Below are 13,989 nucleotides of genomic sequence, written 5' to 3'. Positions count from 1 at the left end.
GAGTTCTTCACTCTCGACAGGTGCCTTTTACACTTGGTTTTCTTATCCCCGTCAAAATTGGTTGTATACAATCTTTTTATGGAGTACAAAAAATCCCGTTTTGAAATACCTGTTGTGGGAAGAACAGTTGTAGCTTACGTTTGCACAACGCGCACTCCGCGCGTTTTATAAGAAAGAAGGTTTGTCATGAGCTTTAAGAAAGTAACAGTGGCAGGCGGCGGTGTTCTAGGCAGCCAGATTGCATTCCAGACCGCATTTAAGGGCTTTGATACCACGGTATGGCTCCGCTCTGAGGACTCCATTACGCGTGCTCGCCCCAAGTTTGATCGTCTTCGTGACATCTATCTGGGCATCCTTGAAGACGCAAAAACAAACATCCACGCTGCTTGGCCTGCAAGCTGGGGAGAAAAGCCCGATGCAGCAGGCATTGATGCTCTTAAGGAACAGGTGCTCACGGCATACAACAACCTTACACTCACTACCAGCTATGAAGAAGCAGCAGATGTAGACTTTGTTATTGAATCCATTGCAGAAGATCCCGCACAAAAAACTGCTTTTTACCAAGAGCTTGCAAAGCATCTTCCCGAGCGTACGGTTGTAGCAACCAACTCCTCCACCATGCTCCCCAGCACTTTTGCCAAGGCTACGGGCCGTCCTGAGAAATACCTCGCCTTGCACTTTGCTAATGAGATTTGGGCTCATAACACCGCTGAGGTTATGGGTCATGCCGGCACTGACCAAACGTATTACGACCTGGTCGTAGAGTTTGCTCAGCAAATTGGTATGGTTCCCCTACTTCTTCATAAGGAACAGCCTGGCTATATCCTCAATTCCATGCTTGTCCCCTTTATTAACTCCAGTCTTGCACTTTGGGCCAATGACGTCTCTGACCCCGAAACTATCGATAAAACCTGGATGCTTGGCACAGGTGCCCCGGCAGGCCCCTTCCGCATTCTTGACATTGTTGGCCTCACTACGGCATACAACATCAATGCCATGCAACCCGATGCTTCTAACCCTAACTCAATACATGCAAAGATTGCCGCAAAGCTTAAGGCTAAGATTGACGCTGGCGAGCTGGGCATTAACGCAGGCAAAGGCTTTTACGACTACAGTAAGTAAGTAGCAAAACCATGCAGTGGGTAACTGCAGCAGGTAGCATAAGAGAGTCTTTCTAAACAAGGCTCAAAAATTGGACTGGAAACTTGTGTTTCCAGTCCATTGTGTTTTTAGGCTTATGTCTAGACTTATGCTTAAGCTTATGGGTAATTTGGTTGCCAGCGCAGGCGTATTATCTATGCCCTTTAACCCTTTTTACCTGCAGCAACACTATACATCCAGCATAATACAAACGTTACAATCGAAGGTATAAGCCATGCAAGGCTTACATCCGCAAGAGGCAGCACATCAAATGGAATCCAAACTTTTGGAGCAAATCCATTTCTTATTGCAATGGATGTACTGATAACAATACATACTGCCACAGTCAACCGCCAAGCAAATGCTGTTGAAGGCTTACTACCACCAGCAAGCCCCAACACCATCAAAATAATGGTTACGGGATATAAGGCAGAAAGGACAGGTACGGAATACGCCAGAATTGCGGTAAGCCCAAAATTTGCAAACACCACAGAACTTAAAACGATGCAAAGCGCAATCTGTTTATAGTTCAGGTGCGCCCCAAGCTCTGTTGTAACAAAATACTCAGAAATAGAACTGACTAAGCCAACACATACATTAAGGCAAGCAATCAAGAAAATTGCAGCAACAAGCGCTGATCCCGCAACACCATACTGAATATTAGCAGCCAAAGCAATGATAGATGCACCGTTTACGGTAGCTCCAACCAAAGGGCCAACCGTCACGCCAATATAGCTCATGCCAAGATACACTACTGCCATGACTGCACCAGCAATCACACCAGAACGAATTACCTGACCAGAAATATCCCGAGGATTTTCCAGCCCTAATGACTGAATATTCATGGCAACAACTACGCCAAAGGCAAGCGTTGCCAACATATCCATCGTTTCATAACCACGAATAAAACCAGTGACTGCAGGATTTGAACTATAGGCAGCTATCTGGGTTGCTTCTGGAGCGGCAGGCGGAAACATAAGTGTTTTGCCAACCAGCATAGTAATGAGGATGATAAGTGCTGGACCAGAAAACATACCCATGAGCTTATTAAGCTTAGTTGGATGCAATGCCAACACAAAAGCTGTGGTAAAAAAGACAAGCGTAAAGAGCAGCTGAACAAGTGCTACCCTCTCCTGCGAGATGCCCAGCAAAGGCAGAAGCATCTGAAACGATGTAGAAGCTGTACGAGGAATTGCTAAAAAAGGGCCAATGGCTAGGTAGACAAGCGCCATGAATACCTTTGAGAACAGCGGATGAATCAAGTTGCCCAACTCTGTGGCAGTACCAATCTTTGCGACGGCTGCAATGGTCAAAATAGGTAGTCCGACCGCAGAGACAATAAAACCAACCATGGCAGGCGCCACTGCGGTACCAGCCTGGGCGCCAACCATGGGAGCAAGAATAAGATTGCCAGCGCCAAAAAGCATCGAGAAAAGTGTAATGCCCACGATAATAGAATGTTTTGCACTCAGACGCGTGGCGGTTTGTTCTTGCATAAGCATCCCTTGTTCGCTGAATAATAATTATCCTACGTTAGCAAAAAACAGCGTATATAGTGGCGACATATGCGATTTTTTGAGTACGGTTTTTGTAACGCATTTCGTAACGTACGTACTCAGCGGCAAAAAATGGCAAGTAAGCTAGCTGGATTTATGTAAGCCATCCCGATGTTCCTGCACCATCTGCCTAAGCTGCAGGATAGAAAAAGAGACCCAGCACACACGCTGAGTCTCTCGCAACAAACTGTAATATGAGCGCTACACGCTACTGCGCTCGTAGGGCAGCCTTATGGCACATCAAGGCATGAGGCATTACACACAACGTGGGCAGCACTCACAGACGTTAGTCAACAACCTTGTTGCCATTCTTAACATACTGGCTGCGTTTAAAGAGCAAGAACAGCAGACCACCAACAACGGTACCAGCAAGGATTGCTACTACCCACATCAGACCGCCTTCAACAACAGGCAGTACCAAGAAGCCACCATGAGGCGCTGGATCGTGTACGCCAAAGAAGATGGTAAGAATAGCACCAATGGAAGAACCAAGCATCATGATGGGCATAACAGGCCAAATATTCTTGGTCATAAAGGGAATTGCGCCCTCGGTAATATGAGTACAACCCAAGATGAAGTTAACCAGACCAGCGTCATGATCCTCCTGAGTAAAGTACTTCTTACCAAGAAGTACCGCAAAGGTGGTAATCAGTGGAGGAACAATGCAAGCAGCAGAAACTGCAGCCATAAAGTTGGTACCAAAATTGTAGGTAGAAGTGCCTACACCAGCAGCCAATGCCTCAGTAAGCATTGCGGTACCAGTTACGTAAGCAGCCTTGTTAACAGGGCCACCCATATCAAATGCGCACATGCAGCCAATAGCAAGACCCAATACGATAGGACCAGAAGCAGAAAGACCCTTAAGGAAGTCCATCATTGCAGTGTTAATTGCTGCCATAGGGCCAGAAATGCCAAGCATTACCAAACCAACAATGAATGCAGAGCACAAAGGATACAAGAACATTGCCTTAAGACCATTGAGGTTCTCGGGAAGCTTAGCAAAGACCTTCTCCAAAAGAAGAATGGTATAGCCAGCCAAGAAACCACCAATGATGCCACCCAAGAAACCAAAGCCTACACCAGCGCCGCCAGCGTCAATAAGGCCAGTCTCGGGTGATACGGGAAGGCCCTGAATTGCAATCATACCGGCAAGAAAACCAGGTACAAGAGCAGGGCGCTTACCAATGGACTCTGCAATATACGCAGAAAGCACAGGAACCATAAGGCCCATGCAAATGCCGCCAATGGTTTTGAGCAATGCAGCAAAGGCATTGTAATCCGTAGCGGTAGAGCTAAACGAAGTAATGCCCCAGAGGAATGAAATTGCGGTCAAAACACCACCAGCAACAACAAATACCAACATGTGGCTTACACCATTCATGAGGTGCTTATAAATCTGGTGACCTAGCGACTCCTTTGCAGGAGCAGCAGTTTTGGAATCAGAGTTTGCAACCTCATCGGTCATCTCGCCAGAAGCCTGGGCGGACAAAGCTTGCTCGATAAGTGCCTCGGCGTCCTCTTTCTTGATTGCCTTGCTAACGCCTACGGAAACCAGAGGCTTACCCGCAAAACGCTCAGCATTGACGTCCTTATCGGCAGCGATAACAACAGCCTTGGCAGCCTTAATCTCGGCTGGAGTGACCTCGTTCTCGATACCTACCTGACCGTGAGTCTCTACCTTAATGGTAAGGCCCTTAGCAGCTGCAGCATCCTCCAGCGCCTTCTTGGCCATAAAGGTGTGTGCAATGCCTGTTGGACAACCGGTAGCTGCGATAATGTCGTAGACCTGTGTGTCTTCAGCCATGTGCAACCCCCTCCCTTCTTGTGTGCCTTTTAGCACATCCCCCTTGCGCTTACGCGCGATTACCCTGCTTTATCTGTGAAACCTCAATGCAGGCGGACAACTTGTCCACCAAAGCAAAGTCTCCCAAACCTGCACTCATGGCAACATTAGCACCCGTTGCCATAGCACGGGATAAAGCGCTCTTAACCTTACTACGGTTTTCCATCCAAACTGATAAGAAACTTGCAAGAGTTGCATCACCCGCACAAGCCGTAGAAAGCACAGAAACCTTGGCAGCGGTAGCGTGATACACCTGCTGCCCATCGTAAAAATACGCACCGTTGCCGCCGAGCGTGAGCAAAATGTTTTGCGCGCCACGCTCATGCAGCATCTGCAATGCCGCAATACTATCCTGCTCGGAATGCACATCCACGCCAAAAATATCAGCCACTTCTTCATCATTGGGTTTAATGAGCAGCGGATTACGCTCTAGTAAATGGGCCAAGCACGGATGAGAAATATCCAACACAAACTGCGCACCCTTAGCCTGAACCACATCAATAAGCTCGTCGTAATAGCCGGGATCCATCTGAGGAGACAGACTGCCAGAAATAACAAGACAGTCCAAATCTTCCAAACTATCGATAAGATCAAGCATCTGTAGCTGTGCCTCACGACTTACTGGTGCACCAGCATTTACCTGCTTGTATTCCTTATCGCCTACGGTAAGGAATACATTAAGACGCGTAATGCCGTCAATCCAAATGGGTTTGACAGGACAAATCTTGGAAGCGCCTTCCACAATATAGTTGCCGGTAAAGCCTCCAAAAAATCCCAAAATGTGGGATTTCACGCCATAGTGCGCCAGCGTAAAAGACACGTTCAGGCCTTTGCCATTAGGCGTATACACGGCATCGCGCGTGCGATTGACCTTATCAGGGCTCAAATCATCGCTGGTAATGTTCATGTCTACTGCAGGATTGGTTGTAAGGGTGTAAATCATTACCTACTCCCCATGCTGCTTATGCGCGATTAGTAGAACCAAGGTTGTCCATATGGTCTTCAACAACCTTTTGAATGTTTGCCATGCCAAGCGTTGCAGGCTTCTTGGGATCAAAACAATCTGGATGAGCAGCCATATATTCCATAAAGCCAGCCATGAATGCCTGACGTAGCTCCGTTGCATAATTAACCTTGCAGATACCATTTTGAATAGCTTCTGCTACCTGATCATCTGGCACGCCGGAGGTTCCGTGCAAAACCAGAGGAATATCCAAGCGAGAACGAATCTCCTTAAGAACACTTTGTTCAATGTGAGGAGTGCCCTTGTAAACACCATGAGCCGTACCTACACCGACCGCCAAAGACGTACAGGCGGTACGGTCTACAAACTCCACTGCCTCATCTGGATCTGTATAGGGATTCTCTCCTTCTACCGCAGGGCCGTCATCCTCCTTACCGCCAACCTTGCCCAACTCTGCCTCTACTGGTAAACCGATTGCCTGTGCAACCTTAGTCACTGAAACAGTAAGCGCAATGTTGTCCTCAAAGCTAACGTGAGAACCGTCAATCATGACGGAGGTATAACCTGCACGGATTGCTTGCATGCAACGATCAAACCCATCACCATGATCAAGATGCAAAGCTACTGGTACGCTTGCATTTTGAGCAGCCGTACAAACCATAGAAGCAAAATAATCCAAGCCCGCATACTTAAGCGTACCAGGCGTGGTTTGCATAATTACTGGTGACTTTTTAGCCTCAGCAGCACGAATGACGGCCAGTACAAACTCGAGGTTCTCTACATTAAAAGCGCCAACTGCATAGTGATGTGTTTGCGCATCCAACAACATTTCTTTTGTGCTTACAAGCATTACAAAATGTCCTTTCCCTCTGTTTCTGCTGGTTTTGCCAACCCGGTACTTAAAGGGCGCTCAGATAAGCACCTCTTCACAAATGAGCTTCAAATCACGCAACCAAGCAGAATTTGCTTTACGACAAAAACTTGCTTTTAAAGCTTGTCTTTAGTCATAAAGCAACGTCTTGTTAGGTGTATTCTACGCGCCTGTTGCCTGTAATGTTTTTTGTGTCGCTATTTTGTTTATCTGCAAGAACTATAAGACGCAGTCCTTTTTATGATGCTTATCTTGCTTTCTGTTTATGTTTTGTTTTGATTACCCTTCTATTGCAATAAAAGCAAGAAAAAACAAGTCAAACTGTTATCATTAATGTGCGATGATGCTTCACAGTTCCCACACATTTTGCACACATATGTGCATCACGCAACTTCGGAGATGCTTATGACAACCAAAAACATCACAGTTATGGACTCCACCCCTGCCACGCAATCTGAGGATGCAATTGCAGGCTTTGTAGAAGCGCGCCGTGCACGCATCATGAGCCTACTTAACCGTGAAGGCTCAGTTCAGGTAAACCAGCTTGCAGAGCTATTTGGTGTTTCCCGCGTAACCATACGTACTGACTTAGATGCTTTAGGCAGAAATGGTCGTCTACGCCGCACCCATGGCGGCGCGCTTGCTCTTACTCATACCGTTACCGTTTCTCTGCAAGACCAGCGCGTCAACCTTAACGCAGAAGGAAAGCGCGCTCTTGCTGTAGCTGCATCTCAATTAGTTCCCAACAATACTTCTATTTTGGTAGATTCTGGCACCACGGCAGTAGAATTTGTAAAAGCATTAGCCGAGAAAACAGGTATTACGCTTATTACAAATGACTTTACGATTGCAGATTTGGTAGATCGTTCCATACCCTCCATAGATGTTATTGTTTTAGGTGGCAAATTACGCAAAGGTCACCGTTACTCTAGTGGCTGGCTCTCCTTGCAAATGCTTGAGTCGCTCCACCCCGACATGGCATTTGTATGTCCCACAGCTTACGCACCCCAGCATGGACTTACGACCAACAATCAAGAAATGGCAGAACTGAAACGTGCTTTCATGCATTGTGCCGAGAAAACCTGCGTTCTTATGGACTCAAGTAAACTTGGAGCGCAGGGTCTTATCAAGTTTGCCAACCTAAACGACGCGGATCTTGTTGTATGCGAAGCAGACTCAAAGACATTGCTTACAGAAGCACTGGAGGGCAGCACTACACAGCTTATTGTTGTACCAAGGTAAAAAGTTTTGACACGCATTTAGCAATTTGGCAGTCATAATCCCTTGCTTGTCAAAGCCTTTTGATAGAAACAACGCAAGTCTCAAGATAACGTGATAGACGAAAGGAGGTCGTTGTGGAAGTAGGAAAGAATATCAAGCACTATAGAAATGCCTTGTCACTATCACAGGATGATTTAGCCGACAAAGTATATGTTTCCCGGCAAACCATTTCCAATTGGGAAAACGATAAAAGCTATCCAGATATTCATAGCTTAATGCTTCTATGCACTATTTTCGGTATATCACTCGATCAACTTATTAAAGGGGACTTGACTGCCATGAAAGAACACATCAATGAGCTCGATCAAAAAAAGTATAGTCATATATCAACTCTTTTTATTCTATTATTCGTCCTCGCTATAATTACACCCTTTCCGCTCCTTCATTATTTGGGAATTTTTGGAGGAATTACCTGGGGTGTTCTGATGCTCGTTTTGATTATCGTTACGTATGTCGTTGAAAAATATAAGAAGCGCTTTGATATGCAAACATATCGTGAAATCTTAGCTTTTACAGAAGGAAGACATCTCAATGAGCTCGAGAAGGCACAAGAAAAAGGAAAGAGACCTTATCAAAAAATACTGTATGCACTTGTAACGGCCATCATTACCGCACTAATCAACATGGCACTGTACTTCATTCTGAGGTAAAAAACAAAACCACCCCTATACGGGGTGGTTTTAGCTTCCTAGCTTAGTTTTTGCAAGCTACGCAGAGTTTCTCGATAGCCTATTCATCGTGCGTGGAAGCAAACAAGCTACTCGTAGGAGCAACAGGACTCATCAAAACTTTGCCCGTACCACGGAAGACATTAACCAAGCCCTCTTGGTTAATAGCAGAACCAAGCAGGCTCTTGCTCGAACGTTCCACGGTAAATTGCAAACCAGCAGACCACATAACAGCCATGTTGCCGTCAATTTTAAGGGTGTCATTGTTGAGCTCAATCTCTATGAGCTCGCTCATAGGTACATTGGACTCTAGCGCTACAACGCCACTACCCGAAAGTGACAGGTTAAACAGCCCCTCGCCACCCGCAAGTGCAGAGGAAAAATTGGAACGCGCTACAACGGAGTGCTGCACACTGCCGTCACAAGCCAAGAACATGCCATCTTCAATAACCATGCCACCAGGCCAGCTATTTACTTCCTGCAGAATAATATATTTGTACGTAGGCTCAAGAACAACCTTACCCACACCAGCATACTCAGGCTTAATAGCAGACTCATTGGTCACAGCGCCGCGCAAAGCCTTGCCAAAGAAATCTCCCGCACCCTTAATGCCGGTTTGACACTCTATATTACCAGCGGTCCATTGCATAGCGCCTGCTTGCAACACAGCTGGCGTGGAACCATCCAAATCAATAATGACCTGGCGACGGCGTACATCCATCTTGGACATAAAATACTCGGTTACGACGTTATCTGGTGCAACCGAACGGTCACGAATGTACTCAAGCACACTAAAGCGACCAAGCTTGGCTACCACACTGCGCTCATCGTTCTCAAGACGAGAAACGCTAAAAGACGAAGCTCCACCAGAGTTAGGTGAAGCACCACCGGTAACGCCATCAAAAAATGCCATGGTTCCTCCATTCAACTGCGCAAACACAGATGCTGCGCCTCAGCTAATTGTACAGTAAGTCAAAAAATTTGTAACTGTTTTATAAATGATATTGCAGAATAGTTAACTTATGTTAACTTATTAGACGCAAAAGCTAATTTGGTTTCCAATTTCAAATTAAAGATTGCCCCAAGAAACTGAGAAACCAGTTGAAAACCAAAGGAGGTACCGTGCATAAAGGTATTACTAAACTTCTTCTAGCTGCCTTTGTGGCCGTTCTGATTGTCATGCCCCTGTCCGCATGCAACAAGAACAACAGTAATGCACCTACGCCCGCAGCTAGCTCAGACGCCAAAAAGACGGTCTATACCACGTTCTTCCCTGTGTACGACCTTACCAAGCGCATTGTTGGCGACAAGATGGATGTCAAGATGATCATTAAGGGCAACCAAGAGCCCCATGACTTTGAGCTCCAAGCGGCTGACATGGCAAGCATCACCAAAGCGGACCTCATTGTATACAATGGTGCCGGCATGGAGTCTTTTATCAATGACCTCAAGACATCCGCTAAAAATGACGATAAGTTCTTGGATCTTTCCCAAGGTCTTACCCTACTGCAAAACAAGGATGCTGTTACGGGCGACCACTCCAGCGTTAACCCTCACACCTGGCTATCCATTAAGAATGCCCTGGTAGAGCTTGATACTTTGTATAAAAAGGTCGTTGCCATTGATCCTCAAAACGCAGACTATTACAAGCAAAACTTCGAGAAAGCTACCGCACAATTCAAGGAGCTTGACAAAAAGTTTGAAGAGACCCTGTCTAAGGTGTCTCAGTCCGAGAAATACTTTGTAGTTTCCCATGCTGCCTTTAACTATCTTGCTCATGACTACGGCCTGAAGCAAGTTGCTGTCACGGGCATCTCCCCCGAGGATGAGCCCTCTGCAGCACAGCTTGCAACCATTGCTGACTTCGTGAAACAGCACAAGATTAGCACCATCTTCTTTGAGGGCAAGGCTACCCCTAAGGTTGCAGAGACTCTCGCAAAGAACACAGGCACCAAGACGGCAACCTTGTACACCATGGAAAGCTTAACGGAAGAAGAGCAGCAAATGGGCTACCTCAAGCTCATGGAACACAACCTTAATGAGCTGGTGAAATCCTTCAGTGAATAAGGTTTTAGACATAACAAACCTGTGTTTTGCCTATGAGGATGAACCTGTACTTACGGGCGTAACGCTCCACGTAGAGCACTCTCAGTTTGTGGCGCTTGTTGGAGAAAACGGCGCGGGCAAGTCCACGCTTATGAATCTGATTTTGGGCAAGCTTAAACCCAGCGCTGGAGAAATCCGCCTGTTTGGTGATGAGCGCACCATCAATAATCATTACGATGACATCGCCTATGTCTCTCAATATTCCGTTTTGGGATATAAGGATTTTCCTACAACTATTGAAGAGGTCGTCCGCGTTCACCTCAAGCACCTCAAAAAGAAGGTGCGCGTGGACGAACTTCTTGCAACAGTCCGTCTAGAAGCACATATACACAAAAAGCTCAGTCAGCTTTCTGGTGGTCAGTTGCAGCGCGTTGGGTTGCTTCTTGCTCTCATCAAAGATGCCAAGCTCATCTTGCTGGATGAGCCCACCTCGGGCATAGATAAAAAGTTTTCTGCAGAGCTATACCAGATTTTGCGCAAGCTCTGTGACCAAGGCAAAACCGTGGTTATCATCACACATCATTTGTCTGAAGCGCGTGGGTTTGTCGATAAAACCATGTGTCTGGAAGATGGTTGCTGCTGTGAGCTGGAACACACTCAATGGCATGCAGACCTGCAACAGGTTGCAACCGCACGCACTACTGCAAGCACACAGGCCATGAGCGAAGGTGAGCGCTGATGTTTGAGTACGAGTTTATGCAGCGCGCCTTTGTCGTAGGTACTATTTTGGCTGTCATTTTGCCGTGCATTGGCTTGCCTATTTTGCTCAAGCGCCTGTCCATGATGGGAGACACCCTCTCCCATGCCTCTTTGGCAGGTGTTGCCGTTGGTCTGTGCTTTGGCTTTAATCCACTCTTGGGGTCGGTTGTTGCTTGTATTGTTGCTGGTCTTTCCATTGAGGTGCTCAGTTCCAAACTCAAGTCTTACCAGGAGATTTCCACGGTTATTGTACTGGCAGCCTCTATTGGTTTAGCAGGTATTTTTACCAGTCTTGCTGGCAATAGCAACTCCATTAGTTCGTATTTGTTTGGTTCTATTGTAACCATTGGAGACTTAGAGTTTTACCTGGTAATTACCGTTGCAGTAGTAGTTATTGTTACCTATAAGCTGCTGTACAACCGCCTGTATCTCAGCGTATTTGACATACAGTCTGCACCGCTGCTCGGCATCAACACCAAGCTCTTGAGCTTTGTATTTTCTTTTTTGGTTGCCATCACCATTTCCATCGCAGCTAAAACTATTGGTTCGCTAATCGTTTCGTCTCTTTTGGTTGTGCCGGTCATCAGCGCCATGCAGTTTAGCAAGACCTACCGAAGCACTTTGGGCATTTCCATGCTCTTATCGATAGGCGCTGTATATGCGGGCCTGTGTATCTCGTATTACTACAACCTCCGCCCCGGTGCAGTCATTGTGCTGCTCTCGGTAGGCATTTTGATTGTCTCGCTCGCATTCAAACGTAAGTAAGAAATAAGAAGTAAGTACCACAGTTCTTGTAACACCACTCTGTTCACTACCACGAAGGCCTCTACAGAGAAGACAAAGGAGTTTGCATGATTAAGAAGACTGGAGCAGTTGTAGCTGGCTTGCTCGTTGTGTCTTTGGGTGTTGGCGGCTTTACGCTAGCAAATCAACCCAAACAGCAAGCAACTACCCATACATCTGCCGCTGTTACAACCACCCCCTTTACGCAAAAGCAAGGTGGTTATGCTGCAGATAACACAACGCAGGTTTTGATTGATGCACCTGCCGTATCCTCCGATGAAATCGTAAAGATTATTAAGCACGGTGACCACTGGCACGTCTTTACTAAAGACGGTCGCGAAATTATTACCTACTCCGATCCTACCAAGGCAGGTAGCGCTGCCAACCTTAAGAACACCGCCCATGTACTAGGTGGTGACTCACTCAAGCGCATTGACCCCAACACCGTCGTACGCCTGCTAAAACATGGTAACCATTGGCATATTATTACTGCAGGTGGCGCAGAGTACATAAGCTACGAAGACCCTCGCCCCTACTATCCAAACGCAGCTGTGGGCACCTATGTGGGCAACCATGGTGATTCTCACAACCACAGCCATGGTAAGAGCCACGGCACCACACACCAGGCTGGTCATCAGACCAATCAGGGTGGCACTTCTCAACAGGGTGGTAGCCTTCCCAACAATCCTGGTCTACACATAGTACGTGTAGTAAATCTTGATGAGCTCCGTCGTATACCTATTACCAAGATTTTGCGCCATGCCGATCACTGGCATTGCTACACCGCCGACAACACCGAGTACATCACCAAAGATGACCCCGCCAGTGCGTTTCCTCATATAGTAATTGGTGAGTATCAGGGTGACCACGGTGACCACGGCAATCATGACAAGCCGCAGCATCCTCAAGGCCCTATCCAGCAAGATCCCAATGATCCCAAGCGTGTTGTTGGCATTGAGCACCATGATGACCACTGGCACCTGCGTCATGCAGATGGTACTGAGTCCATTACCAGGGATGATCCTTCTGGTCTGTATCCAGACATTAAGATTGAAGAGTATGACCCCAATCATGGTCACGTCTTTGATCCCCTCAAGGATGGCGAGAAGTTCTCTTACGATGATGTAGCACCCAAGCTGGCCGTAGACGTTAAGACTATTACCTATGGCAACCTGGTTCACTCCGTTCGCTTTGACCGCGACCGCGATGCTTTTGTTATCCCCCACTATGATCACTACCACTACGTCACCTTGCAGACCATTATTCAGTGCTGCAAGGACAGCCACTTTGCCAAGTCTTTTGGTAACGCTTCCGCACGTGACGTTGTAGCCACCATTAAGTACCTTATTGAGCACCCCGAAGCACGTCCTAAGGGTGAGAATGGCTGGGGTTCTGATTCTGATATAGAAAAGAACCCTAATACAGACCCGCACGACCATGACCACAATGACGATGATGACTCCACAGATTCCGATGCCAACACCAAGCGTGCAACACGCATCGTTGCAGAAGCCAATAATATGTGGGTGGTGTACTACGAAGATGGTTCCAACGAAGCATTCTCTTACGACCCCTCTTACAAGTGGCCTCGCATAAAGGTGGAGAAAGCTCAGTCCACCAAGCCCAATGGCAACATGAGCCAAGAAGAAATTATTGCTAAATGGTCCAAGATTTATGGCATGACGCGCGATGAGTTTGAAGACGCTTTCCTTAATCTTCCCTATACGACTCTTGAGGAAGTCCAGTTCAACATGGATGGCACCGTCATCGTTCATGGCAAGAAGTATCAGTTTAAGCCAGTAGCTAAGGCTGAGGAGCCAAAGACCGAAAAGGTCGAGAAAACCGAGGCTACAGCACCTACGCCTGAAAAGTCAGAAACGTCTGAAAAACCAGCAGCAGAAAAACCTAAGGTAGAGTCTGTAAAACCTGAGACCGAGAAGACTAACTCTGAGAAATCAGTAGATAAAGCGTCTACAGAAACAGAAGCAACCACCACAGAAGAGTAGCTTTTTAAAATAAGCTTTCTTACAAGAAACCGTATGTTTTACCGGCAACCTCAGCGACTCGAGGCTGCCGGT

At 46.8% G+C, this 13,989-nt stretch carries 12 protein-coding genes; 7 read left to right on the top strand and 5 right to left on the bottom strand.

The window, feature by feature from the left end; genetic code table 11:
• The first annotated feature begins 186 nt into the window (after positions 1-186).
• The gene (locus tag SPD80_RS00400) at positions 187-1,122 is read left to right on the top strand and encodes a 3-hydroxyacyl-CoA dehydrogenase (protein WP_320827926.1); all 936 of its coding nucleotides are present in this window, start codon (positions 187-189) and stop codon (positions 1,120-1,122) included.
• Positions 1,123-1,304: 182 nt separating this feature from the next.
• Here the strand turns inward: SPD80_RS00400 and brnQ are convergent, their stop codons facing one another.
• From brnQ to SPD80_RS00380, 4 genes are all read right to left on the bottom strand, one after another.
• Positions 1,305-2,636 (bottom strand): branched-chain amino acid transport system II carrier protein, encoded by a 1,332-nt coding sequence (gene brnQ / locus SPD80_RS00395; RefSeq protein WP_320827924.1) that lies wholly within the window; start codon positions 2,634-2,636, stop codon positions 1,305-1,307.
• A 346-nt stretch (positions 2,637-2,982) separates the two neighbouring features.
• The gene (locus SPD80_RS00390) at positions 2,983-4,500 is read right to left on the bottom strand and encodes a fructose-specific PTS transporter subunit EIIC (RefSeq protein ID WP_320827922.1); all 1,518 of its coding nucleotides are present in this window, start codon (positions 4,498-4,500) and stop codon (positions 2,983-2,985) included.
• 49 nt (positions 4,501-4,549) lie between these two features.
• Entirely contained in the window at positions 4,550-5,482 is a 933-nt protein-coding gene (locus SPD80_RS00385; RefSeq protein WP_320606109.1) for a 1-phosphofructokinase family hexose kinase, read from the bottom strand.
• A gap of 19 nt (positions 5,483-5,501) precedes the next feature.
• Entirely contained in the window at positions 5,502-6,353 is an 852-nt protein-coding gene (locus SPD80_RS00380; protein WP_320827920.1) for a class II fructose-bisphosphate aldolase, read from the bottom strand.
• A 426-nt stretch (positions 6,354-6,779) separates the two neighbouring features.
• Here SPD80_RS00380 and SPD80_RS00375 point away from each other — a divergent pair, with 426 nt between their 5' ends.
• Together SPD80_RS00375 and SPD80_RS00370 are read left to right on the top strand one after the other, a co-directional pair.
• On the top strand, positions 6,780-7,616 hold the full coding sequence (locus SPD80_RS00375) for a DeoR/GlpR family DNA-binding transcription regulator (protein WP_320606111.1): 837 nt from the start codon (positions 6,780-6,782) through the stop codon (positions 7,614-7,616).
• A 113-nt stretch (positions 7,617-7,729) separates the two neighbouring features.
• Positions 7,730-8,305, top strand: coding sequence for a helix-turn-helix transcriptional regulator (locus SPD80_RS00370; protein ID WP_320606112.1), 576 nt, complete (start codon positions 7,730-7,732; stop codon positions 8,303-8,305).
• A gap of 79 nt (positions 8,306-8,384) precedes the next feature.
• Here the strand turns inward: SPD80_RS00370 and SPD80_RS00365 are convergent, their stop codons facing one another.
• Entirely contained in the window at positions 8,385-9,236 is an 852-nt protein-coding gene (locus SPD80_RS00365) for an AIM24 family protein (protein WP_320606113.1), read from the bottom strand.
• 209 nt (positions 9,237-9,445) lie between these two features.
• Between SPD80_RS00365 and SPD80_RS00360 the strand changes: the two genes are divergently transcribed.
• The 4 genes from SPD80_RS00360 (at position 9,446) to SPD80_RS00345 (ending at position 13,917) form a co-directional block, all read left to right on the top strand.
• Positions 9,446-10,390, top strand: coding sequence for a metal ABC transporter solute-binding protein, Zn/Mn family (locus SPD80_RS00360; protein ID WP_320606114.1), 945 nt, complete (start codon positions 9,446-9,448; stop codon positions 10,388-10,390).
• Positions 10,383-11,108, top strand: a complete 726-nt coding sequence (locus tag SPD80_RS00355; protein ID WP_320606115.1) for a metal ABC transporter ATP-binding protein — start codon at positions 10,383-10,385, stop codon at positions 11,106-11,108. Before SPD80_RS00360 ends, SPD80_RS00355 begins: the two co-directional genes overlap by 8 nt.
• A complete protein-coding gene (locus tag SPD80_RS00350; RefSeq protein WP_320606116.1) occupies positions 11,108-11,893 on the top strand; it encodes a metal ABC transporter permease in 786 nt (261 codons plus the stop codon). The genes SPD80_RS00355 and SPD80_RS00350 overlap by 1 nt, the downstream gene beginning before the upstream one ends.
• A gap of 86 nt (positions 11,894-11,979) precedes the next feature.
• Entirely contained in the window at positions 11,980-13,917 is a 1,938-nt protein-coding gene (locus SPD80_RS00345; protein ID WP_320606117.1) for a hypothetical protein, read from the top strand.
• Positions 13,918-13,989 lie beyond the last annotated feature (72 nt).

This window comes from Atopobium sp. (assembly GCF_034113385.1).
Taxonomy (GTDB): domain Bacteria; phylum Actinomycetota; class Coriobacteriia; order Coriobacteriales; family Atopobiaceae; genus Atopobium.
This window is presented reverse-complemented; position numbering and strand designations above follow the sequence as displayed.

Excerpts from the sequence above, each read along its gene's own strand:
- SPD80_RS00400 (WP_320827926.1), top strand. The coding sequence starts at position 187 with ATGAGCTTTAAGAAAGTAACAGTGGCAGGCGGCGGTGTTCTAGGCAGC.
- brnQ (WP_320827924.1), bottom strand. The coding sequence starts at position 2,636 with ATGCAAGAACAAACCGCCACGCGTCTGAGTGCAAAACATTCTATTATC.
- SPD80_RS00390 (WP_320827922.1), bottom strand. The coding sequence starts at position 4,500 with ATGGCTGAAGACACACAGGTCTACGACATTATCGCAGCTACCGGTTGT.
- SPD80_RS00385 (WP_320606109.1), bottom strand. The coding sequence starts at position 5,482 with ATGATTTACACCCTTACAACCAATCCTGCAGTAGACATGAACATTACC.
- SPD80_RS00380 (WP_320827920.1), bottom strand. The coding sequence starts at position 6,353 with ATGCTTGTAAGCACAAAAGAAATGTTGTTGGATGCGCAAACACATCAC.
- SPD80_RS00375 (WP_320606111.1), top strand. The coding sequence starts at position 6,780 with ATGACAACCAAAAACATCACAGTTATGGACTCCACCCCTGCCACGCAA.
- SPD80_RS00365 (WP_320606113.1), bottom strand. The coding sequence starts at position 9,236 with ATGGCATTTTTTGATGGCGTTACCGGTGGTGCTTCACCTAACTCTGGT.
- SPD80_RS00350 (WP_320606116.1), top strand. The coding sequence starts at position 11,108 with ATGTTTGAGTACGAGTTTATGCAGCGCGCCTTTGTCGTAGGTACTATT.
- SPD80_RS00345 (WP_320606117.1), top strand. The coding sequence starts at position 11,980 with ATGATTAAGAAGACTGGAGCAGTTGTAGCTGGCTTGCTCGTTGTGTCT.